Origin of the sequence: Shinella sp. S4-D37 (assembly GCF_040812195.1) — a bacterium.
GTDB lineage: Bacteria > Pseudomonadota > Alphaproteobacteria > Rhizobiales > Rhizobiaceae > Shinella.
In genome coordinates, this window is the sequence record NZ_JBFNXL010000005.1 from 1,301,305 (window position 1) to 1,327,471 (window position 26,167).

At 65.7% G+C, this 26,167-nt stretch carries 29 protein-coding genes and 1 tRNA gene; 18 read left to right on the forward strand and 12 right to left on the reverse strand.

Annotated elements, in window-relative coordinates:
- The first annotated feature begins 3 nt into the window (after positions 1-3).
- The 4 genes from AB3G45_RS13700 to AB3G45_RS13715 are packed head-to-tail and all read left to right on the forward strand — an operon-like array spanning position 4 to position 2,264.
- Positions 4-597 (forward strand): LysE family translocator, encoded by a 594-nt coding sequence (locus tag AB3G45_RS13700; protein WP_367831086.1) that lies wholly within the window; start codon positions 4-6, stop codon positions 595-597.
- A gap of 35 nt (positions 598-632) precedes the next feature.
- Positions 633-1,262, forward strand: a complete 630-nt coding sequence (gene nthA, locus AB3G45_RS13705) for a nitrile hydratase subunit alpha (RefSeq protein ID WP_367831087.1) — start codon at positions 633-635, stop codon at positions 1,260-1,262.
- The gene (gene nthB / locus AB3G45_RS13710; RefSeq protein WP_367831088.1) at positions 1,259-1,918 is read left to right on the forward strand and encodes a nitrile hydratase subunit beta; all 660 of its coding nucleotides are present in this window, start codon (positions 1,259-1,261) and stop codon (positions 1,916-1,918) included. The genes nthA and nthB overlap by 4 nt, the downstream gene beginning before the upstream one ends.
- Positions 1,905-2,264: a nitrile hydratase accessory protein gene (locus tag AB3G45_RS13715; RefSeq protein ID WP_367831089.1), complete on the forward strand. Its 360-nt coding sequence runs from the start codon at positions 1,905-1,907 to the stop codon at positions 2,262-2,264. The genes nthB and AB3G45_RS13715 overlap by 14 nt, the downstream gene beginning before the upstream one ends.
- Here AB3G45_RS13715 and AB3G45_RS13720 read toward each other — a convergent pair.
- Positions 2,261-3,292, reverse strand: a complete 1,032-nt coding sequence (locus AB3G45_RS13720; RefSeq protein WP_367833580.1) for an AbrB family transcriptional regulator — start codon at positions 3,290-3,292, stop codon at positions 2,261-2,263. The two genes, AB3G45_RS13715 and AB3G45_RS13720, sit on opposite strands and share 4 nt — an antisense overlap.
- Positions 3,293-3,495: 203 nt before the next feature.
- Here AB3G45_RS13720 and AB3G45_RS13725 point away from each other — a divergent pair, with 203 nt between their 5' ends.
- Positions 3,496-4,623: an ATP-dependent RecD-like DNA helicase gene (locus AB3G45_RS13725; protein WP_367831090.1), complete on the forward strand. Its 1,128-nt coding sequence runs from the start codon at positions 3,496-3,498 to the stop codon at positions 4,621-4,623.
- Positions 4,624-4,702: 79 nt separating this feature from the next.
- Here AB3G45_RS13725 and AB3G45_RS13730 read toward each other — a convergent pair whose 3' ends face one another.
- A complete protein-coding gene (locus AB3G45_RS13730) occupies positions 4,703-5,383 on the reverse strand; it encodes a MerR family transcriptional regulator (RefSeq protein ID WP_367831091.1) in 681 nt (226 codons plus the stop codon).
- Between the two features lie 325 nt (positions 5,384-5,708).
- On the reverse strand, positions 5,709-6,788 hold the full coding sequence (locus tag AB3G45_RS13735; RefSeq protein ID WP_367831092.1) for a hypothetical protein: 1,080 nt from the start codon (positions 6,786-6,788) through the stop codon (positions 5,709-5,711).
- A gap of 247 nt (positions 6,789-7,035) precedes the next feature.
- On the opposite strand from AB3G45_RS13735, the gene AB3G45_RS13740 reads away from it, so the two are divergent.
- Positions 7,036-7,788, forward strand: coding sequence for a pyridoxine 5'-phosphate synthase (locus tag AB3G45_RS13740; RefSeq protein WP_367831093.1), 753 nt, complete (start codon positions 7,036-7,038; stop codon positions 7,786-7,788).
- 44 nt (positions 7,789-7,832) lie between these two features.
- Here AB3G45_RS13740 and AB3G45_RS13745 read toward each other — a convergent pair whose 3' ends face one another.
- Positions 7,833-8,720: an SDR family oxidoreductase gene (locus AB3G45_RS13745; protein ID WP_367831094.1), complete on the reverse strand. Its 888-nt coding sequence runs from the start codon at positions 8,718-8,720 to the stop codon at positions 7,833-7,835.
- 156 nt (positions 8,721-8,876) lie between these two features.
- Between AB3G45_RS13745 and AB3G45_RS13750 the strand changes: the two genes are divergently transcribed.
- Together AB3G45_RS13750 and AB3G45_RS13755 are read left to right on the forward strand one after the other, a co-directional pair.
- Positions 8,877-9,284 carry a winged helix-turn-helix transcriptional regulator gene (locus AB3G45_RS13750; protein WP_367831095.1) on the forward strand — a complete coding sequence of 136 codons (408 nt, stop codon included), beginning with the start codon at positions 8,877-8,879 and terminating at the stop codon, positions 9,282-9,284.
- 44 nt (positions 9,285-9,328) lie between these two features.
- Complete coding sequence (locus AB3G45_RS13755; protein WP_367831096.1) at positions 9,329-10,573, forward strand: FAD-dependent oxidoreductase; 1,245 nt, start codon at positions 9,329-9,331, stop codon at positions 10,571-10,573.
- A 71-nt stretch (positions 10,574-10,644) separates the two neighbouring features.
- Here AB3G45_RS13755 and AB3G45_RS13760 read toward each other — a convergent pair whose 3' ends face one another.
- The 4 genes from AB3G45_RS13760 to AB3G45_RS13775 all read right to left on the reverse strand — a co-directional run bounded on the left by AB3G45_RS13760 (position 10,645) and on the right by AB3G45_RS13775 (position 12,242).
- Positions 10,645-10,854, reverse strand: coding sequence for a cold-shock protein (locus AB3G45_RS13760; protein ID WP_367831097.1), 210 nt, complete (start codon positions 10,852-10,854; stop codon positions 10,645-10,647).
- A 202-nt stretch (positions 10,855-11,056) separates the two neighbouring features.
- A complete protein-coding gene (locus AB3G45_RS13765) occupies positions 11,057-11,419 on the reverse strand; it encodes a DUF4087 domain-containing protein (protein ID WP_367831098.1) in 363 nt (120 codons plus the stop codon).
- A gap of 10 nt (positions 11,420-11,429) precedes the next feature.
- Positions 11,430-11,729 (reverse strand): hypothetical protein, encoded by a 300-nt coding sequence (locus AB3G45_RS13770; RefSeq protein ID WP_367831099.1) that lies wholly within the window; start codon positions 11,727-11,729, stop codon positions 11,430-11,432.
- A 132-nt stretch (positions 11,730-11,861) separates the two neighbouring features.
- On the reverse strand, positions 11,862-12,242 hold the full coding sequence (locus tag AB3G45_RS13775; protein WP_367831100.1) for a hypothetical protein: 381 nt from the start codon (positions 12,240-12,242) through the stop codon (positions 11,862-11,864).
- 394 nt (positions 12,243-12,636) lie between these two features.
- Here AB3G45_RS13775 and AB3G45_RS13780 point away from each other — a divergent pair, with 394 nt between their 5' ends.
- The 3 genes from AB3G45_RS13780 to AB3G45_RS13790 all read left to right on the forward strand — a co-directional run bounded on the left by AB3G45_RS13780 (position 12,637) and on the right by AB3G45_RS13790 (position 16,153).
- Positions 12,637-13,293, forward strand: a complete 657-nt coding sequence (locus tag AB3G45_RS13780; protein ID WP_367831101.1) for a TetR/AcrR family transcriptional regulator C-terminal domain-containing protein — start codon at positions 12,637-12,639, stop codon at positions 13,291-13,293.
- Positions 13,294-13,353: 60 nt separating this feature from the next.
- The gene (gene ilvC, locus AB3G45_RS13785; RefSeq protein ID WP_367831102.1) at positions 13,354-14,373 is read left to right on the forward strand and encodes a ketol-acid reductoisomerase; all 1,020 of its coding nucleotides are present in this window, start codon (positions 13,354-13,356) and stop codon (positions 14,371-14,373) included.
- Between the two features lie 556 nt (positions 14,374-14,929).
- Positions 14,930-16,153 carry a PLP-dependent aminotransferase family protein gene (locus AB3G45_RS13790; RefSeq protein WP_367831103.1) on the forward strand — a complete coding sequence of 408 codons (1,224 nt, stop codon included), beginning with the start codon at positions 14,930-14,932 and terminating at the stop codon, positions 16,151-16,153.
- A gap of 181 nt (positions 16,154-16,334) precedes the next feature.
- Here the strand turns inward: AB3G45_RS13790 and AB3G45_RS13795 are convergent, their stop codons facing one another.
- Positions 16,335-17,978, reverse strand: a complete 1,644-nt coding sequence (locus AB3G45_RS13795; protein ID WP_367831104.1) for a M20/M25/M40 family metallo-hydrolase — start codon at positions 17,976-17,978, stop codon at positions 16,335-16,337.
- Between the two features lie 138 nt (positions 17,979-18,116).
- Here AB3G45_RS13795 and AB3G45_RS13800 point away from each other — a divergent pair, with 138 nt between their 5' ends.
- Positions 18,117-18,533 carry an Lrp/AsnC family transcriptional regulator gene (locus AB3G45_RS13800; protein WP_367831105.1) on the forward strand — a complete coding sequence of 139 codons (417 nt, stop codon included), beginning with the start codon at positions 18,117-18,119 and terminating at the stop codon, positions 18,531-18,533.
- 3 nt (positions 18,534-18,536) lie between these two features.
- Here AB3G45_RS13800 and AB3G45_RS13805 read toward each other — a convergent pair whose 3' ends face one another.
- A complete protein-coding gene (locus AB3G45_RS13805; protein WP_367831106.1) occupies positions 18,537-20,156 on the reverse strand; it encodes a hypothetical protein in 1,620 nt (539 codons plus the stop codon).
- Positions 20,157-20,323: 167 nt separating this feature from the next.
- On the opposite strand from AB3G45_RS13805, the gene AB3G45_RS13810 reads away from it, so the two are divergent.
- The 4 genes from AB3G45_RS13810 (at position 20,324) to AB3G45_RS13825 (ending at position 24,020) form a co-directional block, all read left to right on the forward strand.
- Positions 20,324-21,430, forward strand: a complete 1,107-nt coding sequence (locus AB3G45_RS13810) for an endonuclease/exonuclease/phosphatase family protein (protein WP_367831107.1) — start codon at positions 20,324-20,326, stop codon at positions 21,428-21,430.
- A 102-nt stretch (positions 21,431-21,532) separates the two neighbouring features.
- Positions 21,533-22,450: a PhzF family phenazine biosynthesis protein gene (locus AB3G45_RS13815; protein ID WP_367831108.1), complete on the forward strand. Its 918-nt coding sequence runs from the start codon at positions 21,533-21,535 to the stop codon at positions 22,448-22,450.
- A 116-nt stretch (positions 22,451-22,566) separates the two neighbouring features.
- Positions 22,567-22,642 (forward strand) — tRNA-Lys (locus AB3G45_RS13820).
- Positions 22,643-23,129: 487 nt separating this feature from the next.
- Positions 23,130-24,020 carry a hypothetical protein gene (locus AB3G45_RS13825; RefSeq protein ID WP_367831109.1) on the forward strand — a complete coding sequence of 297 codons (891 nt, stop codon included), beginning with the start codon at positions 23,130-23,132 and terminating at the stop codon, positions 24,018-24,020.
- 71 nt (positions 24,021-24,091) lie between these two features.
- Here AB3G45_RS13825 and AB3G45_RS13830 read toward each other — a convergent pair whose 3' ends face one another.
- Positions 24,092-24,319 (reverse strand): multiprotein-bridging factor 1 family protein, encoded by a 228-nt coding sequence (locus AB3G45_RS13830; protein ID WP_367831110.1) that lies wholly within the window; start codon positions 24,317-24,319, stop codon positions 24,092-24,094.
- A gap of 133 nt (positions 24,320-24,452) precedes the next feature.
- On the opposite strand from AB3G45_RS13830, the gene AB3G45_RS13835 reads away from it, so the two are divergent.
- Together AB3G45_RS13835 and AB3G45_RS13840 are read left to right on the forward strand one after the other, a co-directional pair.
- The gene (locus AB3G45_RS13835; RefSeq protein ID WP_367831111.1) at positions 24,453-24,893 is read left to right on the forward strand and encodes a hypothetical protein; all 441 of its coding nucleotides are present in this window, start codon (positions 24,453-24,455) and stop codon (positions 24,891-24,893) included.
- Between the two features lie 474 nt (positions 24,894-25,367).
- Positions 25,368-25,712 carry a hypothetical protein gene (locus AB3G45_RS13840; RefSeq protein WP_367831112.1) on the forward strand — a complete coding sequence of 115 codons (345 nt, stop codon included), beginning with the start codon at positions 25,368-25,370 and terminating at the stop codon, positions 25,710-25,712.
- A gap of 172 nt (positions 25,713-25,884) precedes the next feature.
- On the opposite strand, the gene AB3G45_RS13845 is transcribed toward AB3G45_RS13840, so the two are convergent.
- Entirely contained in the window at positions 25,885-26,112 is a 228-nt protein-coding gene (locus AB3G45_RS13845) for a hypothetical protein (RefSeq protein ID WP_367831113.1), read from the reverse strand.
- Positions 26,113-26,167 lie beyond the last annotated feature (55 nt).

The window sequence follows — 26,167 nt, forward strand, 5'->3', positions numbered from 1 at the left end:
CCCATGCAGATCGAGATTTTTCTGGCGCTTCTGGTCTTCGCCTTCACCACCTCCATCACGCCCGGCCCGAACAACATGATGCTCTTCGCCTCGGGCGTGAACTTCGGTTTCGTGCGCACGATCCCGCATATGTGCGGCATCGGCGTCGGTTTCCTCGTCTTGCTGCTCGCCGTCGGTTTCGGGCTCGGGGCGCTGCTGGAGACGGTGCCGCTGGTCTATACGGCGCTGAAATTCGCCGGCGGCGCCTATCTCGTGTGGATCGCCTGGAAGATCGGCACGTCGCGCTCGCTCGGCGAAGGCAAGGCCGGGGCGCGGCCGATGAGCTTCCTGGAGGCCGCCGCCTTCCAGTGGGTCAACCCGAAGGCCTGGGTCATGGCCGTCTCCGCCATGGCGACCTATACGAATTCGGCCAACTACGCGATGAGCGTGCTGATCGTCGGCGCCGCCTTCGCCATCGTCAATTTCCCCAGCGTCTCCACCTGGGCCGGCTTCGGCTCGGCGCTGCGCCAGTGGCTGTCCGATCCGGCGCGGCTGAAATGGTTCAACATAACGATGGCCCTCCTGCTCGTCGCGAGCCTCTGGCCGATGCTGCGCTAGCGGCGTAAAAGGAGAGACCGGAGCGGAGGGCCGCCATGCACGACCACGATCACGACGACTACCACCATCACGACAACCATTTCTCGCCGATGGAGGCGCGCGTGCGGGCGCTGGAAACCATCCTGACGGAGAAGGGCCTGATCGATCCGAGGGCCATCGACGTCATCGTCGAGATCTACGAGACGAAGATCGGTCCGCGCAACGGCGCCCGCGTCGTCGCCAAGGCCTGGGCGGAGCCGGATTTCGCCGCCTGGCTGAAGCGGGACGCGACGGCGGCGATCGCCAGCCTCGGCTATACCGGCCGGCAGGGCGAGCATATGCGGGCGGTGTTCAACGACGGCGAGACGCACAACCTCGTCGTCTGCACGCTGTGCTCCTGCTATCCCTGGTCCGTGCTCGGCCTGCCGCCCGTCTGGTACAAGGCGCCGGCCTATCGCGCGCGCGCCGTGATGGACCCGCGCGGCGTGCTGGAGGAGTTCGGCGTCACGCTGCCGGCCGACCGGAAGGTCCGCGTGTGGGATTCGACGGCGGAACTGCGCTATCTCGTCATCCCCGAGCGGCCGGCGGGCAGCGAGGGACTGGACCAGGACGCCCTCGCGGACCTCGTGACGCGCGATGCCATGATCGGCACGGGGCTGGCGCTTTCGCCCGAGGCACGGGCATGAACGGGCCGCACGATCTGGGCGGCCAGCACGGTTTTGGCCCCGTCGCGCCGGAGGCGAACGAGCCGTATTTCCATGCCGAGTGGGAAAAGCGGGCGCTCGGCGTGACGCTCTCCTGCGGCGCCTTCGGCGCCTGGACCATCGACGAGAGCCGCCACGCGCGGGAGAACATCCCGCCCGCCACCTATCTTGCCGCGAGCTACTACGAGATCTGGATCCGCGCGCTCGAAACGTTGCTCGAACGCCACGGCTTCGTCAGCGGCGCCGAGCGCGCCGAAGGCCGGATGCTGGAAAAAGGGGCGACGCCGAAGCGCGTTCTGACGGCGGAGATGGTGTCGGCCGTTCTTGCGAGGGGCGGGCCGTGCGACCGGCCGCTCGACACGGCGCCGCGGTTTGCCGCCGGCGCGCGCGTGCGCACCCGCACTTTCAATCCGGCGACGCGTACCCGCCTGCCGCGCTATGCCCGCGGCAAGGTCGGCGTGGTCGAGGCCGTGCAGGGTTCCTTCGTCTTTCCGGACGACAACGCGCACGGCAGGGGCGAGAACCCGCAATGGGTCTATACCGTCGTCTTCGACGGCGCGGAGATCTGGGGCGAGGGGGCGGACCCCGGCCTCACCGTCTCGATCGACGCCTGGGAGAGCTATCTTGAGCCGGTGTGAGACGCCCGCCGATTCGCCCGGCCTGCCGAAATCCCGGGAAGGCGATCCGGTCTTCGCCGAGCCCTGGCAGGCGCAGGCCTTCGCAATGACGGTGCGCCTCCACGAGCGGGGCGTCTTCACCTGGGGCGAATGGGCCGAGGCTTTGTCGCGCGAGGTCCACCGGCCCGGAAGGGCCGTCGACGGCGCGGACTATTTCGACTGCTGGGTCGCCGCGCTCTCCACGCTGCTGGCCGCAAGGGGCGTTGCGAGCGAAGCGGAGCAGGTCGCGCTGGCCGACCGCTGGGCCCGCGCCGCCGAGGCGACGCCGCACGGACGGCCCATCCTCCTTGAAAACGTGCCGGACTAAGATCGGTCGGCGACGAAGCGGGCGAGCCACGGGCCGAACAGGGTCACGAGGATGAGCCGGGCCGTCTGCAGGGCCATGACGAAGGCCACATCGACATTGCTGGAGGCGGCGATGACGGCGATGGAATCGAGGCCGCCCGGGCTGGTCGAGAGATAGGCCGTCAGTGGGTCGATGCCGAGCACCAGGATCAGCAGGCCGGCAAGCAGGCCGGAAAAGCTGATCAGCCCGATGATGGAGAGCACTGTCGGCAGGAGCGCCCGGCGCGCATGCAGCAGGATGGCGCGGGTGAAGCCGAGGCCGATGTTCCAGCCGAGCAGCGTGAAGGCGATGACGAGCAGCCATTGCGGCAGCTCGATGGTGACGGTGCCGGAGGCGTTGAGCACGGCGGCGAGCGCGAAGGGCACCAGGAAGGCGCCGGCCGGGATGCGCAGCTTCTGGCCGGCAAGGCCGCAGAGGATGCCGACGGCCAGCATGGAGACGAGCGGCGGCAGCGGCACCGGCTCGAACCAGGCATGCGGCGGCACCGCCGCGCCGTCGTGCCCGCCGAAATGGGCGACGAGCGTGGCGAGGCTGGCGACGAAGACGACGCGCAGATATTGCATGAAGGCGACGAGGCGGGCATCGGCGCCGTAGGCCTCGGCCATCATCATCATGGTGGAAGCCGCGCCGGCGGAGGATCCCCAGATCGCGGTGGTGCCGGGCAGGATGCCGGTGCGCGTGATCAGCCAGCCCGACAGCGTGCTGACGCTGATGACGGAGACCACGACGAACAGGATCAGCGGCCAGTTGCGCTGGAAGGTGCCGAGGAAATCCTCAGAGACCGTGGTGGCGATCATCAGCGCCAGCACGACCTGGACGACGAAGAAGAAGATGCGCGGCAGGCGGATCGTTCCCCCGCCGAGCGCCACGGCGATGCCGGCCAGCATCGGTCCCATCAGGAGGGCGGCGGGAAAGCCGCCGATCTCCAGCGGCACCGTGGTGACGACCGACAGCGCGCCGACCGCGGCCCATTGCAGGGCGCCGGGCAGCTTGCCGATTCCCGCCGGCGGGGCAGTGTTCTTCGAGACTGGGGAGAGGCGGGACAAGGGGCGCTCCGGAAAACTGGGCCCTCCATAGCGCGGCGCGGCGCCGGCGAACAGGGGAAATCGCCCGCAGGGCGATCGCGTCCGCCATGGTGCGAAACGGTCACGTCCCCCTTGCCTCCGGGCGCCGAATCCTGCCAAGTCCGGACATGGAATTTGCACCCCAACAGGATGAGGCGCTGAAGGCCGTCGCACGATGGCTGAAGGACGGGCGCGCGCCGCTGTTTCGGCTGTTCGGTTATGCCGGCACGGGCAAGACGACGCTGGCGCGCCATTTCGCGGAGAATGTCGACGGCGAGGTGCTGTTTGCCGCCTTCACCGGCAAGGCGGCCCAGGTGCTGCGCTCCAAGGGCGCGAGCAATGCCAAGACGATCCATTCGCTGATCTATCGCCCGCGCGGCGAGGAGGAGGTTTCGGACGAGGAGACGGGCAAGACCTCGATCTCGCCGATGTTCTCCATCAACCGCCAGAGCCCGGTGGCCAAGGCCGCCCTCGTCGTCGTCGACGAATGCTCGATGGTCGACGAAGCGCTCGGCAAGGACCTGATGAGCTTCGGCACGCCGATCCTCGTGCTCGGCGATCCCGGCCAGCTGCCGCCCGTTTCCGGCGGCGGCTATTTCACCAACCAGGAGCCGGACTACCTGCTCACGGATATCCACCGGCAGGCGCGCGACAACCCGATCATCCAGCTTGCCATGCAGGTGCGCGAGGGCCGGGAGATCGACTATGGCGACTATGGCGCCGCACGGGTCATCGGCCGCAACGAGGTGGACCAGACGCTCGTGCTCGATGCCGACCAGGTGCTCGTCGGCACGAACCGAACGCGGCGGCGCTACAACCAGCGCCTGCGCGAACTGAAGGGGTTCACCACCGACTATCCGCAATCCGGCGACAAGCTGGTGTGCCTGCGCAACGACCCGGCCAAGGGCCTGCTCAACGGCTCGCTCTGGCAGGTGATGAGCTCGTCCAAGGAGACGGTGAAGCCCGGCATCAACCTGATGATCCGTCCGGAAGACGACGACATGGATCGCGGCGCGGCCAAGATCAAGCTTCTGAAGGCCGCCTTCGAGAATCTCGACGAGGAGATTCCGTGGTCGACGCGCAAGCGCTATGACGAGTTCGATTTCGGCTATGCGCTGACCGTGCACAAGGCGCAGGGTTCGCAGTGGAACAATGTCGTGCTGTTCGATGAAAGTTACGCTTTCCGCGACACGCGCGAACGCTGGCTCTACACCGCCATTACGCGCGCCGCGGAAACGCTCACCATCGTGCGATAGAGGGGACCCGCACGACGGACCGCTTTTCAGGAAGCGGATGGATGGGGCCGGTCGTCATGTCCGGCCCGTCCCGCCGGTTTCAGTGACCGACGATGCCGAGCATGACCGCCTTGGCGACGGCCTGGAAACGGTTGTTGCTGTCGAACTTGGCGATGATGGTCTTTTCCATCACCTGCACTTCGCCGGGCTCGATCTCGAGCGCGCGGGCGATGCGGCTCGTCGGATAGCCTTCCGCCATCAGGGAGAGGCAGCGCAGTTCGGCGGGCGCAAGATGGGCGCAGGGCGTGTTGTCGTTGGTTTCCGGCTCGTGGGCGGAGCTGAAATCGAGCAATTCGTTGATCTGCTGCATCTGCCGGCGGATCGTCGATTGCTGAGCCACCAGTTCGCGCTTGCGGGCGGTCATGGCGCTGCGGAAGACGCCGTCGGCCTCGTCCTGGCTCTGGGCGGCGGAAAGCTGCTCCAGCAGTTCCTGGATCACGGCGACGGGCATGCCCGTCTCGCGGCAGGTGTTGACGACCGCCATCTGCTGGATCTCATCCGGGCCGTAGACCCGCATGGGACCGACGCGTGCCGCGGTCAGGAGGCCCTTCTCCTCGTAGAAATGCAGCGTGCGATGGGTCACGCCGAAGGCGTTGGCCATGTCGGCGATGGCAAGGCGGCCCTCGGGCAGGTTTTCCGGCACGGGCGCGACCGGCAGGAAACGGATGGATTTGCGCGCGCTCGACCGGCCGTCGGCTTTCTTCGGCTCGTTGGTCATCATGAAAGCAGCTCGCAAACAAGTGGATTGGTCATGTGCTTACCCCCGGTCGCCGGGCCATGGGCCAGCTTCACGCGGAAGGCTGGATGACAAGCCGGCGGACAATGCCTTTCACCGTTTCGCCGACTGTGCAGGTCGATGAAACTGTATACGATCATGCAGGGATTCCCGATCCCATTCGCAACGCGACCGTGCGGGATCCTGAATCCGAGCGGCACACATTACCCATCCGCCCTGCATCGTAAAATAAACCCAAGGCGGGCACATGCCTATCGTTATATCTAGGGATGTATTTTCTGGCGCCGCCCATAGGCCGGGTGCAGGTGGCTCAGCGCGTCACGGTGGTACTGGGGGCGTCTCCCGGTGAGACCCCGGCAAGCGCCGCCGGCAGCAGGTTGCAGGCGGCCGGCTTGCCGGCGGCGGCCGTTCGGCGCGGCGTGCCGCTGTCCGCCTGTGCGAGGCATTCCATGAGATTGCTGGCCACGCCCGTGCGCGTGGCGTGGCGATAGAGCGGGCCGGTGGCGGTCAGGGCGCGGGCGGCGAAGGCGACGGCCTCGTAGGCGATGCCGCCTTCGCTGCGAAGCTGTTCGCGCGAAAAGTGCCGGGTGAAGATCGTGGCGCCCGATGGTTCGTGGATCAGCCGGGCATAGACGCCTTGCCCGTTCGGGCGATTCTCGATGCGGATGGCGTAGGAGAGCGCATGCGGCGGCTCGGCGGTGTCCTGCGAATCGACGAGATGCACGGTCCTGTGGTAGCGGGCCGACCCGGCGATGGCGTGGGCCAGCGCATTGCATTCGCCGCCCGCCGGCCAGCATTGCAGGATGTGGAGGCTCGGCAGCGCCTGGACGAGGCCGGCCAGCTTGTTCTGCACCGAGAGCACGAGCTGCGCCTTGTCGATCGCCGCATTCGTAGTGTCCGGATAGACCGAAGGGGCGAGGAAGAAGAGCGGCAGCAGCGAGAAGAGGGCGAGCGGCGAGGAGACCGGCGCGGGAAGCCAGGAGCGGCGGGGCTGCGGCTTGTGCCGGGCCGTCGGCACGGACGAAGGCGCGTCGGGTGCCGCGTCCTTCGGGATGGTGTATTCCGGCACGTAGCTGCCGAGCGGCACGCGGATGCGCAGGCCGTCGCCCGCGCCCTCCTTCTCGTAATACTGCTCCAGCAGCTTGCGGAGCTTGCCCGCCTGCACGCGCACGAGCGGGTCGTTGCCGGCGTCGAAGCCCGGCGTGCGGCCGAACACGTCGATGCCGATCGTATAACCCTTGAGTTGGGCGGCTTTGCCGGAAAGCTCGTTCTCGACGATGTAGGAGAGGAACGAGCGCAGCCGCTCCGACCGGGAGAACGCCTCGCTCGCGACAACGGCGGCAAGCGCATGCCGCACGCGCTCGCATGCCGGCCTGTCGGTCCTCGTCATCGCGTCGCCAAAGAGGAGGCCATCGCCGTTGCCCGCTTTCCTTCCCGTTCCCCAAGACGGAACGCCGGCACGGCATCCCCCCAAAAACCAAGGGGATTCTACCGGTGATTCCCGCACGGCCGCAAGGGGGCATGCACAGGCTCCCGCCACAAAGCCGCAAGGCTGCGGCAGGCAGGGCCCTCGAGGCGATTGCTCTTGTGGAAACAACAGGCTAGACCTATCACCAGCAAGAGGAGTTTGCGTCGCCATGCCTGCGAAACTGTCGGTCAATCTCAATGCCATTGCCATGCTGCGCAACCGCCGGGATCTGCCCTGGCCAAGCGTCACCGGCCTTGGCCGGGTCGCCCTTCAGGCCGGTGCGAGCGGCCTGACCGTGCATCCGCGGCCGGACCAGCGCCATGTGCGCTTTTCCGACCTCGCGCCGATCCGCAGCCTTATCGATACGGAATTCGCCGGCACGGAATTCAACATGGAGGGCTTTCCTGAGGAGGGCTTCATGCGGCTCGTCGAGGAGCACCGCCCCGAGCAGGTGACGCTCGTGCCGGACGATCCCTCCCAGGCGACCTCCGACCACGGCTGGGACTTCCGCAAGAACCACAACCTCCTCGGCAACATCGTCGGCCGGTTGAAGAAGCTCGGCCTGCGCGTCTCGGTCTTCGCCGACGGCGATCCTGACCGCGCGGCGCTGACCATCGCGAAGGAGGTCGGCGCGGACAGGATCGAGCTCTATACCGGCCCCTATGGCGGCTGTTACGACGATCCGGCCGAGGCGGCGCGGATCGCCGAGCGGCTGGGCGAGACGGCGGATATCGCCTTCGAACTCGGCCTCGACGTCAATGCCGGCCACGACCTGACCGTTGCCAACCTGCCGGCGCTCGTCGCGCGCATTCCGCGCCTTGCCGAAGTGTCGATCGGCCACGGCCTGACCGCCGACGCGCTGGAATACGGCATGGCGGAAACCGTGCGGCGCTTCCGCCGCGCCTGCGGCCAGGACATCTGAGGGCCCGTGCGGCGCCCCTTCGAGCGCCGCACCTTAAGATAGCATCAGCCGAGAAACGCGGCCGTGTTCGCGGCGACGAAGTCCTCGAAGGACGTCGGTGCGCGGCCGGAAAGCGCCTGCGCGTCGTCCGTCACCATCGCGATCTTGCCCTCGCGCGTGTTGGCGTCGAAGGAGACGATGGTCGGCACGAAGCCTTCCGGCAGGCCGGCGGCCTTCAGGCCCTCGGCAAGCTGGGCATCCGTGACATGCACGACGGCGAGCGGCTTGCCGGTGGCCTTGGAGACGAGGGCGGCGATCTCCTTGGCCGTGCGCGCCTTCGTGCCGGTCAGGGTGTAGGTCCGGCTCTCGCCGCCGGCCTTCAGCACGGCGCCGGCAAGGGCGGCGGCGGTGTCGGCGCGGGTGATATGGGCGATCCTGCCTTCGCCGGCCGAGGTGTACCAGGACCCGGTCTGGAGCGCATGCGGCAGCGACATGAAGAGGTTTTCCGCATACCAGCCGTCGCGCAGGATCGTGTAGGGGATGCCGGTCGCCTTGATGGCCTCCTCGCTGCCGAGATGGTCGGGGGCGAAGGTGACGCGCGAATCGTCCGGCTGCGGCATCGACGTATAGAGGATGTGTTTCGCGCCGGCCCTGGCGGCGGCGGAGACGGCGGCCTTGTGCTGGGCGAGGCGCCTGCCAGGGGTGTCGAGCGCGTCGGTGGAGATGATCAGCACCTTGGTTGCCCCGGCGAAGGCGGCGTCGAGCGAGGCGGGGACGTCGAAGTCGGCGGTGCGCACGGTGACGCCCTTGCCGGCATAGGCGGCGAGCTTCGCGACGTCGCGGGTCGTGGCGATGATATCGGCGGGGGCGAGCTTGCCGGAGGCGAGGAGCGCGTCGATGACGAGGCGGCCGAGCTGGCCGGAAGCGCCGGTAACGAGAACTGTGTCGGTCATGTTTTGCCTTTCTGGGCCGTTCCTGCAGGTGTGCGGGGAAGTGCCCGGTCCTGCGGCGTATTGGTCTCTAATCGAGACTTGCTCTTATCTGGTAATCTGATAGGAGCTGTAAAGGAGGCAGTTTCTTCTGCGGTGGTTACCTGGAGGGAACCGGCTATGAACAGGATCGTCGATCGCGCCGAGGGCGAGCGCGTCATCCTCATCGACGGCGTCGCCATGTCGATGGACGATTGTCCGGTGCGCGACGTGCTGGACAGCGTCGGCGGCAAGTGGACGTCGCTGATGATCCTCGGCCTTGCCGACGGGCCGCGCCGCTTCTCGCAGCTTCGCCGCTTCATCCCCGACATTTCGCAGCGCATGCTGACCCAGACGCTGCGCGACCTGCAGCGCGACGGCTATCTCAGCCGCACCGTCTACCCCACCCGGCCGCCGAGCGTCGAATATCGCCTGACGCCGCTCGGCCATTCCTTCCTTGCGCTCCTGCGCTCCCTCGTGCACTGGTCTGCCGAGAACCATGCCGCGATCCGGGCCGCCCGACAGGTCTACGACGCGGCCAAGGACTGACGCTCCGGCCGCAGGGCCAAGGGAGCCGCATGCGGGGAAGGGCCATGAAGCCACTCGATATCGGTATCGCCGGCGCCGGGCCCGCGGGGCTTGCGGCGGCGCTGTTCCTGTCGCGCGCCGGCCACAGGGTGGAGCTTATCGAACGCTTCGCGCAACCGTCCCCCGTCGGTTCCGGCCTGCTGATGCAGCCGACGGGCCTGACCGTGCTCGACGCGCTGGGCCTCTCGCCGGCCATTCACGCGCTCGGCAACCGCATCGACCGGCTGCACGGTGCCGATGCCGGCAGCGGCCGGACGGTGCTCGACGTGCGCTACGATGCGCTTTCCGGCGGCCGCTACGGCCTTGCCGTGCACCGGGCGGCGCTCTTTGCGACGCTGCACGACGCGGTCGTGGCCGAAGGCCTGCCCGTGCGCACCGGCATCACGCTCGCCAAGGCGGAAACCCGGCAGGCCCGCACGGCGCTGCACGATCCCGACGGCGAGATCGTCGGCGACTATGACCTGGTGGTCGACGCGACGGGCGCCCGCTCGCAGCTTGCCGCCGCCTCCGTCGTTGCGCCCGATATCCGCGAACTGCCTTGGGGCGCCTTCTGGGCGACGCTCGATTGCGAGGGGATCGCGCATGACGCGCACGCGCTCGCGCAGCGCTACGACGCGGCCAGGGTGATGATCGGCGTGCTGCCCGTCGGCCGGGCAGGGGCGGGCGAAGGGCGCAAGGCCGCCTTCTTCTGGAGCCTGAAGGCGGCCGACGCCGACGCGATCCGCCGGGCCGGCCTCCAGCGCTGGAAGGCGCGCATCCTCGCCTACTGGCCGCAGACCGCGCCCTTCCTCGACCAGATTGCCGACTGGGACCAGTTGACGCTCGCCCGCTATGCCCACCGCACCACGCTGCCGCCCGTGGCGGACGGCATCGCCTTCATCGGCGACAGCGCCCACTCGACCAGTCCGCAGCTCGGGCAGGGGGCGAACATGGCGCTGCTCGATGCGGCGGCGCTGGCACATGCCCTGTCCTCGGCCGCCACCCTGGAGGAGGGGCTTGCGGCCTATGCGGCCGCCCGGCGCAGTCATGTGCGGCTGTTCCAGATGCTCTCCTACGTCTTCACGCCCTTCTACCAGTCGGATTCGCAGGCGATCGCCTGGCTGCGCGACCGGCTGGTGGCGACGGTCGCGAGAATCCCCCCGGCGCCGCAGATCCTTGCGGCGATCGTCTCCGGCACGCTCGCCGACCCGTTCACGCGGGCCGGGCTTCAGGAGTGCCGCTGGCCGCAGCGCGTGCCGCAGGAGGCGTGAGCGGCCAGACGACGGACGCAAAAAAGGCCGGATCGCTCCGGCCTTTCGAATTTCAGAACTCTTGCGGCCGATCAGGCTGCGACGAGCTGGTCGGCCGACATCTTGCCGGACTTGCGGTCGCGGATCAGCTCGAAGGAGACCTTCTGGCCTTCGTTGAGGCCAGTGAGGCCCGCGCGCTGTACGGCGGAGATGTGGACGAAAACGTCCGGCTCACCGCTGTCCTGCTGAATGAAGCCGTAGCCCTTGGTCGTGTTGAACCACTTTACGGTACCAGTTGCCATGACGAAACCTTTCCTAAGCCGTCAAATCAATCTTCGGTCGCCGGAATGGCGACCATGGGAGGTCGAATTTGAAGGGGAGGTTCGTAACTGCAAGCGGAACCGCCTGCAAATGCAGAAGTCAACGTTCAAATCTCGATGCGGGAGAAATAGGTGGTTCGGCGCTCCGGGTCAAGATGCGTGAGGCCCGGATCGCCTGCGGTTTTCACTCGGCCGCGGGCAGGGCCGTATCGTTGGCGCATTGCGCGATCGGCAGTTGCCGGAAGCTGTGAATGGCGAGGATCCGGCCTTGCGACGCGTCGGTCTCCACCTTCATGCAGGCGCAGGCATAGCCGTAATTGCCGTTGGTGCGGACATAGTCGCCGGCGGAAATGTCGGGAATCCGGTCGAAACCCTCCGGCTCGTCGCCGGCGCCCTGCGTCATCAGCGTCCAGGTCCCGGCGCTGTCGTCCAGCCACCAGTTGGCGGGCGTCGGGTTCTGCAGCCAGCCGCAGCGGGTTTCGGCCGCTTCGGCGATCGTGACCGTGGAGAACAGCGCGAGCGCCGCGCAAAGGAGAGGTTTCGTCATCGTTGCGTCCTCAGTTCCCGATCTTCCTGCAGTGGAACGTGTCGCCGCTGGCCCCGGAGGCCCAGTCCATCTCGCCGGCGGTAATGTTGGCAAGGCCGATGCGATAGTCGTCGGCGAAGGTCAGCGTATAGGCGCCGCCGTCCTTCTCGCTTTTCAGGATCGGCATCGGCCCCTCGCCGGAATCATAGCTGTCGGCGGTGAAGATGAAGGTCGAGACCTCGCAATCCCAGGTGCCGACATAGGGCGGCGCATCGGCGGCATGGGCGGGCAGGGCGAGGAGAACGAGAGCGCAGGCAGGAAGACGAAGCATGGCGCGGATCCGTCGCAGGAGGGCAGGCGCAGCTATGACGGGCAGCGCCCGTCCCTTATTCGCGTATCGACGGGGCCGGGAAAGAAAAAGTCCCGCCCGGCGCGTCATGCCCTGGGCGGGACCGATCGGCAATCAGGCCGGGCGACGCTTGTCGACCCGGTGATGATCGAGGAAGGCTGCGATGGCGGCCTCGCCGCACAGGCGCCGCTGCTCGACGAGGGCGCCGGCAAGGTGGGCGGCATCGCCGAAGGTGACGGTCTCGACGCCGGCCGCGGCCGGCGTGCGGGCGAGCGTGTCGGAAACGATATCCGCCAGGGTGCGCGGCAGGATATCGGTGCAGGCCCGCATGCTTTCGAACACGACGCCGATCGGAATGATCTGGTCCTCGTAGATCACCATCGGTTCGGCGCGTTCGTCTTCCCAGGCAACGAGCGCCTCAAGGGCGGCGCCGAACAATTGCTGTAGGGTGATGGGAGCATGTCCCTCGTGAAGGTCTGGCAGGAAATTCATCATTTTCTGTCTCCTTTGCGTAAGGGCGGTTGGCTTCGTACTCCTGACTGAAAGCCCGGATGCCGGCGTGCCGACGCGCGAAGCGAGCGGCCTGCTGCACCGCAGGTCTCACAAATCTTAACGAGCGGAAACGGATTGGGAAGCGAAAAATTTTGTGCCGGCTGGGGCTCTTGCCCGCTTGGCGTAGAGTTATGTTTCAAATCAGCGACATAGCGGAAAGAAAATTTCCCGCTCGTTGTGCGTTGCAGCGATAATTGTGTGCTGCGGGATCCGGATATGCGGGTGATTCGGCCCGGTAGATCCCCTGTCCTTCCCTGTCTTGCAAAAGAGTGTTGACCAGCCGTGCGCAGACCGATAGAAGATGCCGAACCGTACGGTACGGTACGCAATCGGGTGGATGGTTATCTTGCAGGGGTTCGCGCAGGCAAAGGCAGGGGCTGCGGCCGCGGGACTGACGGAACGTCAGGGCGCGGTGCTGGAGCGCGCGCTCGGCCTGCTGGTGGAGGGCGGCGAGCGGGCGTTGACGACGGCCGGTGTCGCCCGCGCGGCGAACTGTTCGAAGGAAAGCCTCTACAAGTGGTTCGGCGACCGCGACGGGCTGATCTCGGCGATGATCACCTACCAGGCCGGCAAGGTGCGCACGGTCGAGGTAAGCGCCGGCGCGCTGACGGCCGAGACGCTGCGCAGGCATCTCCTCGCCTTCGCGAGCGATCTGATCGACGTGCTTTCGGGCGACGTGTCGCTGGCGCTGAACCGCCTGGCCATCGGCCAGGCGAGCCGCGAGGGCGCGGGCCTTGGCCGCCTGTTGCAGGAGCGCGGCCGCCGGCAGATCGGCAAGCGCGCCGCAGCGCTTCTGGAGGCGGGCCGAAAGGCGAAGTTGCTTGCCTTCGGCAGTGCGGACGAGGCATACGGCACGCTCTACGGCCTGATCGTCTCCGACATGCATCTGCGCATGCTGCTCGGCGAGAATGCCGCAGCGCTCAAAAAGGAATTCTCGCCCCGCGCGGAGAAGGCGGTCGACGCCTTCCTGACGCTTCATGGCGTGAAAGGATAAGCCGGCAGGCAGACCCCGCCGGTTCAACGCAAACAGACTAGCGAAGGGAAGGAACCATCGATGCGCGTCTACTACGATCGTGATGCCGATCTCAACCTCATCAAGGCGAAGAACGTCGCCGTCGTCGGCTACGGCTCGCAGGGCCGTGCCCACGCCCTCAACCTCAAGGATTCCGGCGCCAAGAACCTGGTGATCGCCCTCAAGGCCGGCTCGCCGACCATCAAGAAGGCCGAAGCCGACGGCTTCAAGGTCATGACGGTCGCCGAGGCCGCCAAGTGGGCCGACCTCCTGATGATGGCGACCCCGGACGAACTGCAGGCCGACATCTACAAGGGCGAGATCGCCGGCAACATCCGCGACGGCGCGGCCATCGCGTTTGCGCACGGCCTCAACGTCCATTTCGGCCTCATCGAGCCGAAGGCCTCGGTCGACGTCGTCATGATCGCGCCGAAGGGCCCGGGCCACACGGTTCGCGGCGAATACCAGAAGGGCGGCGGCGTTCCCTGCCTCGTCGCCGTTCACCAGAACGCTTCGGGCAACGCCCTTGATCTCGCGCTCTCCTACGCCTGCGGCGTCGGCGGCGGCCGTTCGGGCATCATCGAGACCAACTTCAAGGAAGAGTGCGAAACCGACCTCTTCGGCGAGCAGGTCGTCCTGTGCGGCGGTCTCGTCGAGCTGATCCGCGCCGGTTTCGAAACGCTGGTCGAGGCCGGTTACGCGCCGGAAATGGCCTATTTCGAGTGCCTGCACGAAGTGAAGCTGATCGTCGACCTGATCTATGAAGGCGGCATCGCCAACATGAACTACTCGATCTCCAATACCGCAGAGTGGGGCGAATACGTTTCGGGCCCGCGCATCATCACGGCTGAAACCAAGGCCGAGATGAAGCGCGTCCTCACGGACATCCAGACCGGCAAGTTCACCTCCGAGTGGATGCAGGAATGGAAGGCCGGCGGCGCACGCTTCAAGGGCATCCGCCGCAACAACGACTCGCACCAGATCGAGGAAGTCGGCGCCAAGCTGCGCGGCATGATGCCGTGGATCGGCAAGAACAAGCTCGTCGACAAGGCTGTCAACTAAGGGCTTGCCGATCCCCGTTCCCTGCCTGCATGCCTGCGGCACCGCGTGGATCGGCAGGTACAAGCAGGCCGACAAGGCCGTCAACTGATCGCTCCTGCTTAAGCAGGGTGAGGGGCCGGGCGGAGAAAATCCGCCCGGCTTTCTATTTCAGGTTTTCTGAAATAATGCAGTGCATCCTTCCGCTCCCTTGCGGTGCAGCAAGTAATAAACTTGCGCCGCGGGGCGAACGGGAACAAGATGGGCGCGTGTTTCGTTCCGCTGTCGGGAGGAAAATGCGATGTCCACGATTATCCAATACTTCGCCTGGTTCGATCTGTTGATCCTTGGCAGTATAGCCACGCTGGTGCTGCTCAGCCTTTACAGCGACCGCGCCACCTGAGCGCCACCCGTGCCTGAAACGGCTGTCGGGGCACGGGCGCTCCGGCGAGATGAAGCCGGCGCGAAACCTTGGGGCGCCGGCATCTTTTATTGGTGCGGATATTTAGGTCAGTATTATTGACATAAAAACGGCGCCGTGATGAGGTGCGTTCAAACAACAACGCCCGAGGAAACCCCTATGTTCGAATGGGAACAGGCCTTTGCCACGCGCGCATCGCGTATGAAGGCATCCGAAATCCGTGAACTGCTGAAACTGCTGGAACGGCCCGACATCATCTCGTTCGCAGGCGGCATTCCGGATCCGGCGCTGTTTCCGAAGGAAGCCTTCTCCGCCGCCTATGCGGACGTCCTGGCCGGCGAGGGCGCGGCGGCGGGCCTGCAATATTCCGTCAGCGAAGGCTACAAGCCGCTGCGCGAGTGGCTCGCCGGCGAGATGGGCAAGATCGGCATAGCCTGTGCGGCGGAGAACGTCTTCATCGTCTCCGGCTCGCAGCAGGGCCTCGACTATCTCGGAAAGCTCTTCCTGTCGCCGAAGGACACCGCGCTCGTCACCTGGCCGACCTATCTCGGCGCGCTGCAGGCCTTCAACGCCTACGAGCCGACCTACGACCGCTTGAACCTTTCGGGCAACCGCACGCCGGGCGCCTACCGGGCGACGGCGGCGGAAGCCGGCGGCCGGGTGAAATTCGCCTATCTCTCGGCCGATTTTGCCAACCCGACCGGCGAGACGGTCGACCGGGCCGGCCGCGAAAGGCTGCTCGACCTTGCCGAGGAACTGGAAATCCCCGTCATCGAGGACGCCGCCTACCAGTCGCTGCGCTATGACGGCGAGGCGGTGCCGCCGATCCTGGCGCTGGAAATCGCCCGAAAGGGCGGCATCGACGCGGCGCGCACCATCTATTGCGGCAGCTTCTCCAAGACGCTCGCGCCGGGCCTGCGCGTCGGTTACGTCGTCGCGGCGGCGCCGGTCATCCGCAAGCTCGTTTTGATGAAGCAGGCGGCGGACCTGCATTCCTCCACCATCAACCAGATGGCCATCGCCCATGTCGCCGAGCGCGGCTTCGACGCGCAGGTGGCGAAGATCAAGGCGGCCTACAGCGCGCGCCGCAACGCCATGCTGGCCGCCCTGCAGAAATACATGCCCGAGGGCGTCAGTTGGACGAAGCCGGAAGGCGGCATGTTCGTCTGGGTCACGCTGCCGGCCGGCATGGACGGCGCCAGGCTGCTCGCCCGCTCCATCGAGACGGAAAAGGTCGCCTTCGTGCCCGGCCAGGCCTTCAACGCGGACGGCAGCGGCGCGAACACGCTGCGCCTCAGCTTCTCCTGCGCCGATGCCGCGACGATCGAGGAGGGCATCTCCCGCCTCGGCCGGCTGCTCGCCGGCGAGCGGCTTGCGGCCTGAATGGCGTTTAATTGCGGGTGGGGCTTGCCCCTCACCCTAACCCTTTCCCCGCAAGCGGGAAGAGGGGACGTGGCCCACGAAACGGTCGCTGTTTGAGGAAATCAGGGCGGCATATTCCCTTCGCCCCGCAGCCAAGGAGAAGGTGCCGGCAGGCGGATGAGAGGCATGGGTCCCGACCGTGTCATTCCTCCAGGCAGGCCAGCGCCGAGGCGAACACCAGGTCCGGCAAGACGCCGAACGTATAGGGTGCATGCACCCGCTCCCATTTCTGGTGGTAGTCGCGCCCCCACGGCCCGATATTCACGGTCGGGAAGGAGAGCAGGCCCTCCGGCGCGTCGTCGGTGAAGGCAGCGGACGGCGTGTTGGCGGCAAGCAGGCCCGTTTCGCCGGCCTCGGGCCGGTGGCCGAAGAAGCTCATGTCGGAAATGCCGGCGAAGATCTGCTTGAACTTGATCGAGGCGGCGTGCCGCGCCGCGGCCTCCTCCATGACAGGCCGGAGCCGCGCCTGCATCCGGCGCCCGGCCTCCGACCGGTCGAGATGCACCAGCGGATAGTGCAGGCTGCCGAAGCCGATGATCACCGCCGGCCCCTCGATGCCGGCCTCGGTCGCCGCCGCCGAGACGATCTCGCGGCTGACCTTCAGCGGATCGGTGCCGCCTGCAAGCGCCGCGTCGAGGGCCTTCAGCCGGTCGAGCGCCGCACTGCCGCCACGCGCGGCCACCCGTTCCAGCAGTTCGGCATAGTCGAGCACCATGCCGTCCGTCCTCCCCGTGTCGTGCCCGCGGTAGCGGGCGGCGTGGGCGTCCTGCGTGCGAAGGGCGGCTTCCAGCGCGCCGGAGACGAGGACGCGGAACTCGCCGAGGATATCGCGGGCGCTGCGCCGATGCGTCAGCCAGTTGAAGGAGAGCCAGACGCGATCCGGCGTCGTCACGTCGTAGCCGTCGCGGATGTCGCGCGCCTCCAGGCAGACGGGCGGCGGGGAGCGCTCGCCGAAGGCCTCGTCGGAGAGTTCCGGCACGGTGTCCATGGCGCGCACGATCTCGGCGCTGATGCGGTGGGCGCTGGTGCCGTTGAACGGGTAGCCGGCATGGGTCGGCCGGCCGATGACGAAGGCGAAGGGCGCGAACTTGCCGATCGAGCCGAGATAGACCGCGCGGCCTTCCTCGCCGTCGCGCTCGCAGCTCGAAGCGTCGAGATTGATGCCGCCGACGATGTCGAGGTCGAAGCGCCGGGCGATCTCCGGCAGGGCGTTGCGCAGGCTGCGCATGCCGCGCGAGCGGTTCTCCTCGTCGGGCGTCGCGACGAAGAGGATGTTGCCCTCCTTCGTCTCCAGCCCGGCGAAGCGCTCCAGCGCGGCGATGCCGGCGGCAAGGCCGCTCTTCATGTCGAGCAGGCCGCGCCCGGCGATGAAGTCGCCGCTTTCGAGATCCTTCAGCGCCCTGGCCTCCGCCGCATTCAGCGGTCGGCTCTTCAGCTCTTTTACCAGCGCATCGGTCAGCGGCTCCGGATCGCAGGCGAGCGGCGCGAGCGTGCCGTAGTTGGCGATCGAGACCGTGTCGAAATGGCCGGCCAGCACCACCGTGCGCCGCCCGCTGCCGCGCACCAGCGCCGCGACGCTCCGTGTTAGCGGCGCGCCATGGCTGTCCACGGTGACGAGCTGGTCGGGATGGCGTGTGAAATAGGGCGTATCGGCAAGGAGCGCCCGCAGCTTCTGCGAGAAGTCCGCCTCGTCCGGCGAGCCCGTCACGCTCGGCCAGCGGGTCATCAGGAGCGAGAGGTCGCGGGTTCGCGCGGTTGCGATGGCATGTGCGGTGTCGTTCGTCATGGGACCTGCCGAAAGCGGTTGCATTGAAGGAGCCACGAGGCTAGCCAAGGACGGTGGCAGGCGAAACGGCAATTTTTTGGAAAAATCGCAGCTTCGATTGCCGTTTCGCCAGCAAGAACTGACAATCCGGCAGGTGACATGGACACGATCGACCGCAAACTCCTGGCCCTTCTGCGCAAGGACGGGCGCGCCTCGCTCTCGGCGCTCGCGCAGGCGCTGGCGGTGTCGCGCGGCACGGTGCAGAACCGCATCGAGCGCCTGACGCGCGACGGGGTCATTGCCGGCTTTTCCGTGCGCGTGACGCAGGCCGACGATCCGCATGCCGTGCGTGCCGTCATGATGATCGAGATCACCGGCCAGAAGACGCTTGCCGTCATCCAGGCGCTGCGCGGCCTGCCGGAAGTCCATGCGCTGCACACGACGAACGGTGCCTGGGACCTGGTGGCGGAGATCCATGCGGACAATCTCGTGGAGTTCGAGCGCGTGCTGCGCGGCGTCCGCGCCATGGACGGCGTCTCGAAATCGGAAACCAGCCTGCTGCTGACGACCCTTTAGGGCCTATGGCATCACGATGTCGATCTCCTCGCCCGTCGAGGAATAGGTGATGCGCCCGCCCTTCCAGCCGTCGGCGGCTTCCAGCCGGATCTCCAGCGTCACCTTGCCGTCCGGCGAGGGCACCATGAAGCTGCCGTCCGGCGACATCAGCTGGCCGATGGAGAAGGTGTAGCGCGCCACCGCCATTTCCGAGCCGACCTGCAGGCGGGTGAAGGTGCGTGCCGTCAGTTCGCCGAGCTTTTCGGCGGAGAAGAAGGCGATATCCTCCAGGCGGAAGAGCCGTTCCGGCCGGAATTCGGCATCCCACGGCATCATCATGCTGGACGCGGTGATGCCGCGGTCGTTGGCGTTGTAGTCGCGCATGGTGCCGGGCGTGTCGGGCACTTCGGCAAGAAGACTCATCGAATCCCTGCTGACGACGATCTCGGCGAAGCGGGCGTTCTTGCCGAATTGCTCGCCGACCGTGTCGAACGTCTGCCAGGTCATGGCGGGATCGAGCCAGTTGCGCTTCGGCTTGCGCGCGTCGGGCAGGTTGGCGGCGCGCACCGTGCCGTCCGTCGTCAGCTCCACGGTGCCGCTGGCGGTAAACATCGTCATTTCCCCCGGCTGGCCGAGATCGGTGAGATGCACCACCCAGCGCAGTTCCGGCTTGCCAGGCCCGTCGGTCGAGAGCTTCAGCATCATGTAGCTCATCGTCGACTTGTCGTTCTGCCAGGCAGCCTTCGCCTTGTCGCGGATCATCGAGAGCTTCGACAGGTCGACGTCGCCGATCGAGAAGCCGGGCAGGGCGGAGGTGCCGGGGAACATCGGCGAGGTGATGGGCGAGCGCGTGACGCCGGAAATATCCCAGGAATAGCCGACCGTGGTCTCCTGCAGGCTGGGATGGTCGGCCTTCACCTGCACGGATTTCGGATAGATCGTCAGATCGCGGACGACGGGCTTGCTGCCGATGACGGAGGCGAGGCTTTCCAGAGCGGCCTCCTTCGGCCAGTCCTCGTCCTTGAAGAAATCCATCTGGCGGGCGCGGTTGGTGTTGGAAAGGTCGCCGCCGATGATCGTGCCCTCGGCATCCGCATAGACCGTGGCGCTCTCGCGCGGCGAGGCGACGTAGATCGCCCAGCGGATATCGCCGTAGGAGGGCGTCGGCAGAAGGTTGACGCGCCGGGAGATCTCGATCGACTGCACCGTGCCGCCGCCCTCGATCTTCGCATAGCCGATGGCGCGGGTGGCGACCTGGTCGGCCTTGGCAAGCGGGATCGCGTCGAGCGGGAAGAGCCCGCTTGCGAGATCGGACACCATGGCCGGCGCGGAGCGTGCCGTCGGGCCGCCGACGGTCTCGGCCTCGAAGAAGACGAGGCGGGTCGCCTGCCGCACGCGCCATTCGTCCACGCTGCCGGTTCCCGCCCCCTGGACGACGAGGTTCACTTCCTTCTCGGTGATTCGGATCGTGTGCACCTGCGGCGTCCGGCCGAGCGCCTCGGCGATGCGTCCCGCCGCGCGGGCGGCCTCGCCGGGGCCGGTGACGTAGCTTTCCGCGGCGCGGGCGGGCGGGCCGGAAAAAAGCAGCAGGGCGGCGAGCCATGCGGCCAGGAATGTCCGTACCGTGCTGGAAACAATCCCCATGCATGATCCTCCGCCCGCCACCGGATGCGCATCATCCGTGCTGGATAACGGCGCGGCAAGCCGGTTTATTCCGCCGGCGGGCGGGCGCCGGGGCGAAAAGCGGCTTTCCATCGCCGGTCAGCCGGTTACACTCGCCCGGCATTGCAGGAAGGACCTCGAAAGCCCCCATGTCGCTACGCCTCGCCACCTTCAATATCGAGAACCTCATGACCCGTTTCGATTTCACGGGTTTTCGCAACCAGGTTCGCCAGGACCGCGTGCTGCGCCTCTTCGACATCCGCAACGAGGCGGAGTACCAGCGGCTGGAGGAGGCGCGCACCATCGCCCAGACGGACGATACCCGCCAGCATACGGCGCTTGCCATCGCGGACGCGGATGCCGACATCCTCTGCCTGCAGGAGACCGACAACATGGCGGCGCTCCAGGCGTTCGAATACGGCTATCTCTTCCGCATGGTCGGCAACGGCTACCGGCAGAAATACCTCATCGAGGGCAATGACAGCCGCGGCATCGACGTGTCCGTGCTGATGCGCGAGGAGACGCGCGACGGCCAGCGCATCGAATGCGTCGATATCCGCAGCCATGCCGCGGTCACCTACCGCGATTTCAATCTCCATACGTCGGATCTCGGGCAGGGGCTCAATCCGGACGACAAGATCTTCAAGCGCGACTGCCTGGAAATGGACCTCACCATCGGCGGCCGGCCGCTGACGCTCTATGTGGTGCATTTCAAGTCGATGGGGCCGGGCAGGGAGGGCATGGACGGGCGCCATTCGACCATGCCGGTGCGCATGGCCGAGGCGCGGGCCGTGCGGCGGATCATCGAGAACCGATTCGGCGCCGGCCGCACGGCGGGCAAGGCCTTCGCCATCTGCGGCGACATGAACGACTACCAGGAGAAACTGGCCATCGAGGGCGACAAGCGCAACGGCTACCGCTTCGTCCCCCGCAAGGAGGCGGTGAGCGCGCTCGACGCCTTCAGCGCGGACGGCTTTGCGGTGAACCCGATGCTGCGCCGGCCGGTGGACGACCGCTGGACGCTCTATCACAGCCGGGGGCCGGAGGAGCGCCATCTCTGCCAGCTCGACTATATCTGGCTTTCGCCCTCGCTTGCCGAGCGCAACGCCGAGCGCGTGCCCGAAATCATCCGCGCCGGCCAGCCCTTCCGCACGCTCTTCCCGCCGGGCCAGGAGGTGGAGCGCTATCCGCGCGTCGGCTGGGACCGGCCGAAGGCCTCCGACCATTGCCCGGTCGTCATGACTCTCGATATGTGAAATACCGGCGCGGCGGGCGGTGCCATTTTCCCTTGCCGTAAGGGTATGCCTCGGGCAATTCTATGAAAATGCCTTCGGCAGGAACTGAACAGGGAGAATGCCTTGCCCCGCCGCTACGCCATCTACGATGTCTTCACCGACACGCGGCTCGCCGGCAATCCGCTGGCGGTCGTCTTCGATGCCGACGATCTCGACGGCGGCACGATGCAGCGCATTGCCGGTGAATTCAACCTGTCCGAGACGGTCTTCGTGAAGAGGCCGGAAAACCCGGCGCACACGGCGCGCCTGCGCATCTTCACGCCCGGCCGGGAGCTACCCTTCGCCGGGCATCCGACGGTGGGCGCGGCGATCGCGATCGCCGAGGCGGGCGAGGGCAGTAAGGCCGGCCCGCGCGACCTCGTCAGCGTGCTGGAGGAGAATGTCGGGCCGGTGCGCTGCGCGGTGAAGCTTGGCGCCGGCAGGGCGGCCTTCGCCGAATTCGACGTGCCGCGCAAGGCGGTGCGGCTGGAGGCGACGTTCGACCGCCAGGCGCTTGCCGATGCCTTCAGTCTGAAGCCCGGCCAGATCGGCTTCGAGAATCACGTTCCCTCCTTGTGGAGCGCCGGCGTCGCCTTCGTGATAATCCCCGTCCACGACCTTGCGGCCGTCGCGGCGGTGGAGTTCGACCCGGCGCTATGGGAGCGCTGTGCGCCCTTCGCCGAGGGGCGGCTCGCCTCGGCCTATCTCTACTGCCGCGGCGGCGTCAATCACGTCGCGCGGTTCCATGCCCGCATGTTCGCGCCCGACATGGGTATCGCCGAGGACCCGGCGACGGGCGCCGCGGTCGCCGCCATGTCCGGCGCCATCCATTTCTTCGACAGGCTGGTGGACGGCCACCATCCGTTCCTGATCGAACAGGGCGTCGAAATGGGCCGCCCCTCGTTCATCCATCTTCATCTCGACGTTTCGGGCGGCACGATCGCCGGCGCGCGCATCGGCGGCGAGGCGGTTCGCATCGCTTCCGGAATGCTGGATCTGTGACGGTTTTTTGCGCTGCAAAAGAAATTCCCCAGCCGATGCATCTTTTTTCGAGCTGGCTATGGACAAGCCCCGCGAAGGCCTTTATACGCCCGGTCAGACCGCTGGAGCGGTCAAGTGGGTGATTAGCTCAGTTGGTAGAGCAGCTGACTCTTAATCAGCGGGTCCACGGTTCGAGCCCGTGATCACCCACCAAATATTTCAACAGGTTACGCTGATTTCCCTGTTTTCTCCGTAAGGCCAGTCGCCACCGAGTCGCCACGCGGCGGGCATTACGGTCCAACGTGATGTCATAAAACCGCCCGGCTTTTCCGAGCCGGGCGGGGCGCTCAATGCGTAGGGTTCACCGCTGCAGCCAGACCGACCACATCCCGACTCGCCGCCTCCGCCTCATCCTCCTCCTGGACCTCTCTCTCGGCCTGAAGCCAGTGCCCCAGCGACCGGCCCGTTCCCGTTCTGGTCGATGAAGATAATGCCATCTGCCTTTAGGCTTTCGGGAGCAGTCCCTTTGCTTCCGAATCTGCAACGATGAGCATCTCGACGTAGGCGGCGACCGCACAGCCGCTGCGGTCATCCTGAATCCCATGCTTGCCTGGCCTACTTCTGATTGCGGCCTTTAAGTTTCCGGTAACCATGACACTAGTACGGTCGCCTGAGAGATTCGAAAGTCTAGGCGTACACGATGTCATTCGACGGCAAGCAGGTTCAGATCGATTATTGGTTTTATCAGTACGGCAGCAATGTTGTCGATAAAGTCCACCAGTGGGGTATGGCGTTTCCCGGTTCAGGCTGGGGGATCAAGCGAGTTGGAGTTGGACAGGAGATCACGGCGGCCGAAACCCAAAGCCCTTCGACAAGCCCCAAGGGCTGGGAAACCAATCCTACCGGTGGGATTTTTTCGATGGACTTCGCGGGGAGTGCCATCAACATCAAGTTCTATGAGACAGGACTTTTCACGCTCTATGCGCCAAACGGCCCATACATACTCGATGTGAACAAGGAACTGCCGAAGATTGCTGGTGTTCGGCTCGACACGAACATGCATTCGCTGGAAAAGACCGACATCTTGATCACAACGGATTCGATCTTGATCGACTGGCGTGGCGGTTCGTTCACCAAGGACACCTATGTCAATCTGGAGGTTCTGTTCGCCAAGGAAATTAATGGAAATGCAAAAGCCAATGTCCTGAAGGGTGGAAAAGCGATCGACCACATAACCGGTGGTAAGGGGGCAGACGTTCTGACAGGCGGCGGAGACGCCGACCTATTCATTTTCCGCAAGGGCGATACCGGTAGGACAAAGAAATCGGCGGACCTCATCAACGATTTCACGGCAAAGCAGGGCGACAAGATTGACTTGCATCTTTGGGATGCAAACTCCAATCGCAGGGGTACCCAAGACTTCGAGTTCATCGGAAAGCAGAAATTTTCGAAGGACGCTGGTGAATTGCGCTACGAAAAGAGCGGTAAGGAAACCCTGCTTACCGGTGATACCAATGGTGACGGCAGAGCCGATTTCCTAATTCGCTTCAAAGGGGCCATCGACTTCCATTTCGACCTCTTTGAATTTTAGTGCCGATCGAAAAGCGCAGATCTGGTTCCGGCCGCGGACTTGCTGATCGGGAAGAGGCGGTAGCTTCGCCATTATGGCGAAGCTACGTCACCGACTTTACGCACTCCGCCCTCAATGAATTCGATGCCGGCCGACTCGAGGGCGGTCTGTACCGCTTTGACGGTGCTGACTCGAGGGTCCTTGTCACCCTTTTCGAGGTTCTTCACGCTCATCTCGGATACCTTGGCAGCTTTCGCCAAGTCGGTCTGCTTCCAGTCCAGAAGGGCGCGTGCAGCCCGAATTTGAGCGTTTGTAATCATGACCTTAGATACGCTTCAGCCACCCTCAAGGCAATGAAAATAACCGCCTCGGTTATTTATGTGCTTGACGTATCTAAAGATAACCGCTAGGGTTATTTTCATAGACGCCACAGCAACAACGAGGAGACCAGCCATGACGACCAGCACGCATGCAACCGACAGAAGGCTCGAACCCCGCCGGCTCCTGCCGTTAAGACCGCCTCACTTCCCATATGACCAGGCCGCTGAAACCGAGATCCCGCGCATGGCGGCGCTGGCGCTACAATTGAACGACGCGATGCACAACCTTCAGCCGATGCCCGACGAGGCGATGGACGGCCTCAACGACGCCCACACAGCGGTCGTCGAGGCGCTTGCGGCGGCACCAGTCACTAAGTCTAGCGAGATTGCCGACAAACTCCGCGTCCTCGCCGATCTCGTCGAGGACGACGAAGGCGGGGCGCTGACACTCGAGACCGTCCTGCTGCAGGCCGTACTGCATGACCTCGGGGCGTACCGGATCCGCGAAATGATCGCTGAAGGATTTGGTTTGGTTGAGACGATTTATGGCGATCTGCTCCAATTGCGGAGCTGACTACTACGCCAAGATCGATCGACCCAACTGAAACTTCCCGCCAGCCGTCGCCGCATGTCGGCTGGCAACTTGCCGGCGGCGCCTTCGTGGCAGCCCCGGTCTTTATCCTCCGAGAGGAGGTGGCGCCTCGCGTGAACACGGGGCGCCGGGTGTCGCCGGTCCGCCGGCGGCACCCACCAGTTTCCAGACACCGGGGAGCGCCCATCACCACCTGCTCCGACACTGCAGGGGCGCTCCCATACGGTCTTCGGCCGGCTTGACCGGCACGGGCAAGTTGCGCTATGAGAGTGCAGTGGACCAAGATCCACTCGCCTCTTTCTGAGAGGCCATGTCTCGCTCGCAACCCATTTCGCGAGACTTCTCAACGCAACGTATCGCTTGCCGAGGCAAGCATTGGGAAACTGTGCGCTCATGCCGAGCCATGGATCAGCAACTTCGCGCGCCTGCTTGGCGGCGAGCAATGAGGAGAATGACATGACCAAGATCAATGAACTGCTTCTGGAAGTACAGCATGTGAAAGCCTTCCTGGAAGCCGCCGAGGCCGCGCTGAGTGGTTCAGGGAAGCCTTCCTCGAAGGTGGAAGCTGCGTCGGTCGGCATCGAAGGCGCGCGCGACGGCTTGGCTGGGCTGATCAAGCTTCTTGCGGAAGCGAAGGCTGAACATCCGATGCCAGAAGGCTACCACGAACATCTGGAAACCCTTAAGCAAGAGGCAGGCATTCGCAGTAAGGGGCCCTCGCTCGCTGACATAGAGGCGGCGAACAAACGTCGCGGCGAGGCAGATGCTGCGGCATCTGCGGCCGGCAAGACCGCGAACTGAAGTTCATCGCACCAAACCGCTCGCCCTCACCAGCGGGCGGTTTTTCTCTTAAGGGCGGAACAACCTGCCCTTGCCACGGTTTCAAGCCAGCGGCCACGCGAAGCCCTTCGCCCGAGCATGGCTTCGTTCCGCATCGGGGGCCGTCAAGGGAAGCAGGCGGCCCCCCTTTTCCTCACCGAGGCAAACGCACGCGATTTCCCCCGACGTATTCGAGGCGCTTGTCATAGGCCAGGCTGTCGAGAGTACTAACGATTTCTTGCTGCGAATAGCCGGCCGCAATCAACGTCGGTCCGACCAGATAAAGGTCGACAGGATTGTCGGCGCTGCATCCGACCGCGGTCAATTCGGCGAGCACGGCGTCCTTGCAGGGTTGAAGGGGAGTTCTGGTGCTTCTAGTCATTACGCTCACTCGATTAACGGACGAGCGTAACATTCCTCACGGGCCCGAGGTTCCG

What these genes read in the sequence shown, in the direction of transcription:
- AB3G45_RS13700 (WP_367831086.1), top strand. Translation starts at nt 4, where the DNA reads ATGCAGATCGAGATTTTTCTGGCGCTTCTGGTCTTCGCCTTCACCACC.
- nthA (WP_367831087.1), top strand. Translation starts at nt 633, where the DNA reads ATGCACGACCACGATCACGACGACTACCACCATCACGACAACCATTTC.
- nthB (WP_367831088.1), top strand. Translation starts at nt 1,259, where the DNA reads ATGAACGGGCCGCACGATCTGGGCGGCCAGCACGGTTTTGGCCCCGTC.
- AB3G45_RS13725 (WP_367831090.1), top strand. Translation starts at nt 3,496, where the DNA reads ATGGAATTTGCACCCCAACAGGATGAGGCGCTGAAGGCCGTCGCACGA.
- AB3G45_RS13730 (WP_367831091.1), bottom strand. Translation starts at nt 5,383, where the DNA reads ATGATGACCAACGAGCCGAAGAAAGCCGACGGCCGGTCGAGCGCGCGC.
- AB3G45_RS13735 (WP_367831092.1), bottom strand. Translation starts at nt 6,788, where the DNA reads ATGACGAGGACCGACAGGCCGGCATGCGAGCGCGTGCGGCATGCGCTT.
- AB3G45_RS13740 (WP_367831093.1), top strand. Translation starts at nt 7,036, where the DNA reads ATGCCTGCGAAACTGTCGGTCAATCTCAATGCCATTGCCATGCTGCGC.
- AB3G45_RS13745 (WP_367831094.1), bottom strand. Translation starts at nt 8,720, where the DNA reads ATGACCGACACAGTTCTCGTTACCGGCGCTTCCGGCCAGCTCGGCCGC.
- AB3G45_RS13750 (WP_367831095.1), top strand. Translation starts at nt 8,877, where the DNA reads ATGAACAGGATCGTCGATCGCGCCGAGGGCGAGCGCGTCATCCTCATC.
- AB3G45_RS13755 (WP_367831096.1), top strand. Translation starts at nt 9,329, where the DNA reads ATGAAGCCACTCGATATCGGTATCGCCGGCGCCGGGCCCGCGGGGCTT.
- AB3G45_RS13760 (WP_367831097.1), bottom strand. Translation starts at nt 10,854, where the DNA reads ATGGCAACTGGTACCGTAAAGTGGTTCAACACGACCAAGGGCTACGGC.
- AB3G45_RS13765 (WP_367831098.1), bottom strand. Translation starts at nt 11,419, where the DNA reads ATGACGAAACCTCTCCTTTGCGCGGCGCTCGCGCTGTTCTCCACGGTC.
- AB3G45_RS13770 (WP_367831099.1), bottom strand. Translation starts at nt 11,729, where the DNA reads ATGCTTCGTCTTCCTGCCTGCGCTCTCGTTCTCCTCGCCCTGCCCGCC.
- AB3G45_RS13775 (WP_367831100.1), bottom strand. Translation starts at nt 12,242, where the DNA reads ATGATGAATTTCCTGCCAGACCTTCACGAGGGACATGCTCCCATCACC.
- AB3G45_RS13780 (WP_367831101.1), top strand. Translation starts at nt 12,637, where the DNA reads ATGGTTATCTTGCAGGGGTTCGCGCAGGCAAAGGCAGGGGCTGCGGCC.
- ilvC (WP_367831102.1), top strand. Translation starts at nt 13,354, where the DNA reads ATGCGCGTCTACTACGATCGTGATGCCGATCTCAACCTCATCAAGGCG.
- AB3G45_RS13790 (WP_367831103.1), top strand. Translation starts at nt 14,930, where the DNA reads ATGTTCGAATGGGAACAGGCCTTTGCCACGCGCGCATCGCGTATGAAG.
- AB3G45_RS13795 (WP_367831104.1), bottom strand. Translation starts at nt 17,978, where the DNA reads ATGACGAACGACACCGCACATGCCATCGCAACCGCGCGAACCCGCGAC.
- AB3G45_RS13800 (WP_367831105.1), top strand. Translation starts at nt 18,117, where the DNA reads ATGGACACGATCGACCGCAAACTCCTGGCCCTTCTGCGCAAGGACGGG.
- AB3G45_RS13805 (WP_367831106.1), bottom strand. Translation starts at nt 20,156, where the DNA reads ATGGGGATTGTTTCCAGCACGGTACGGACATTCCTGGCCGCATGGCTC.
- AB3G45_RS13810 (WP_367831107.1), top strand. Translation starts at nt 20,324, where the DNA reads ATGTCGCTACGCCTCGCCACCTTCAATATCGAGAACCTCATGACCCGT.
- AB3G45_RS13825 (WP_367831109.1), top strand. Translation starts at nt 23,130, where the DNA reads ATGTCATTCGACGGCAAGCAGGTTCAGATCGATTATTGGTTTTATCAG.
- AB3G45_RS13830 (WP_367831110.1), bottom strand. Translation starts at nt 24,319, where the DNA reads ATGATTACAAACGCTCAAATTCGGGCTGCACGCGCCCTTCTGGACTGG.
- AB3G45_RS13835 (WP_367831111.1), top strand. Translation starts at nt 24,453, where the DNA reads ATGACGACCAGCACGCATGCAACCGACAGAAGGCTCGAACCCCGCCGG.
- AB3G45_RS13840 (WP_367831112.1), top strand. Translation starts at nt 25,368, where the DNA reads ATGACCAAGATCAATGAACTGCTTCTGGAAGTACAGCATGTGAAAGCC.
- AB3G45_RS13845 (WP_367831113.1), bottom strand. Translation starts at nt 26,112, where the DNA reads ATGACTAGAAGCACCAGAACTCCCCTTCAACCCTGCAAGGACGCCGTG.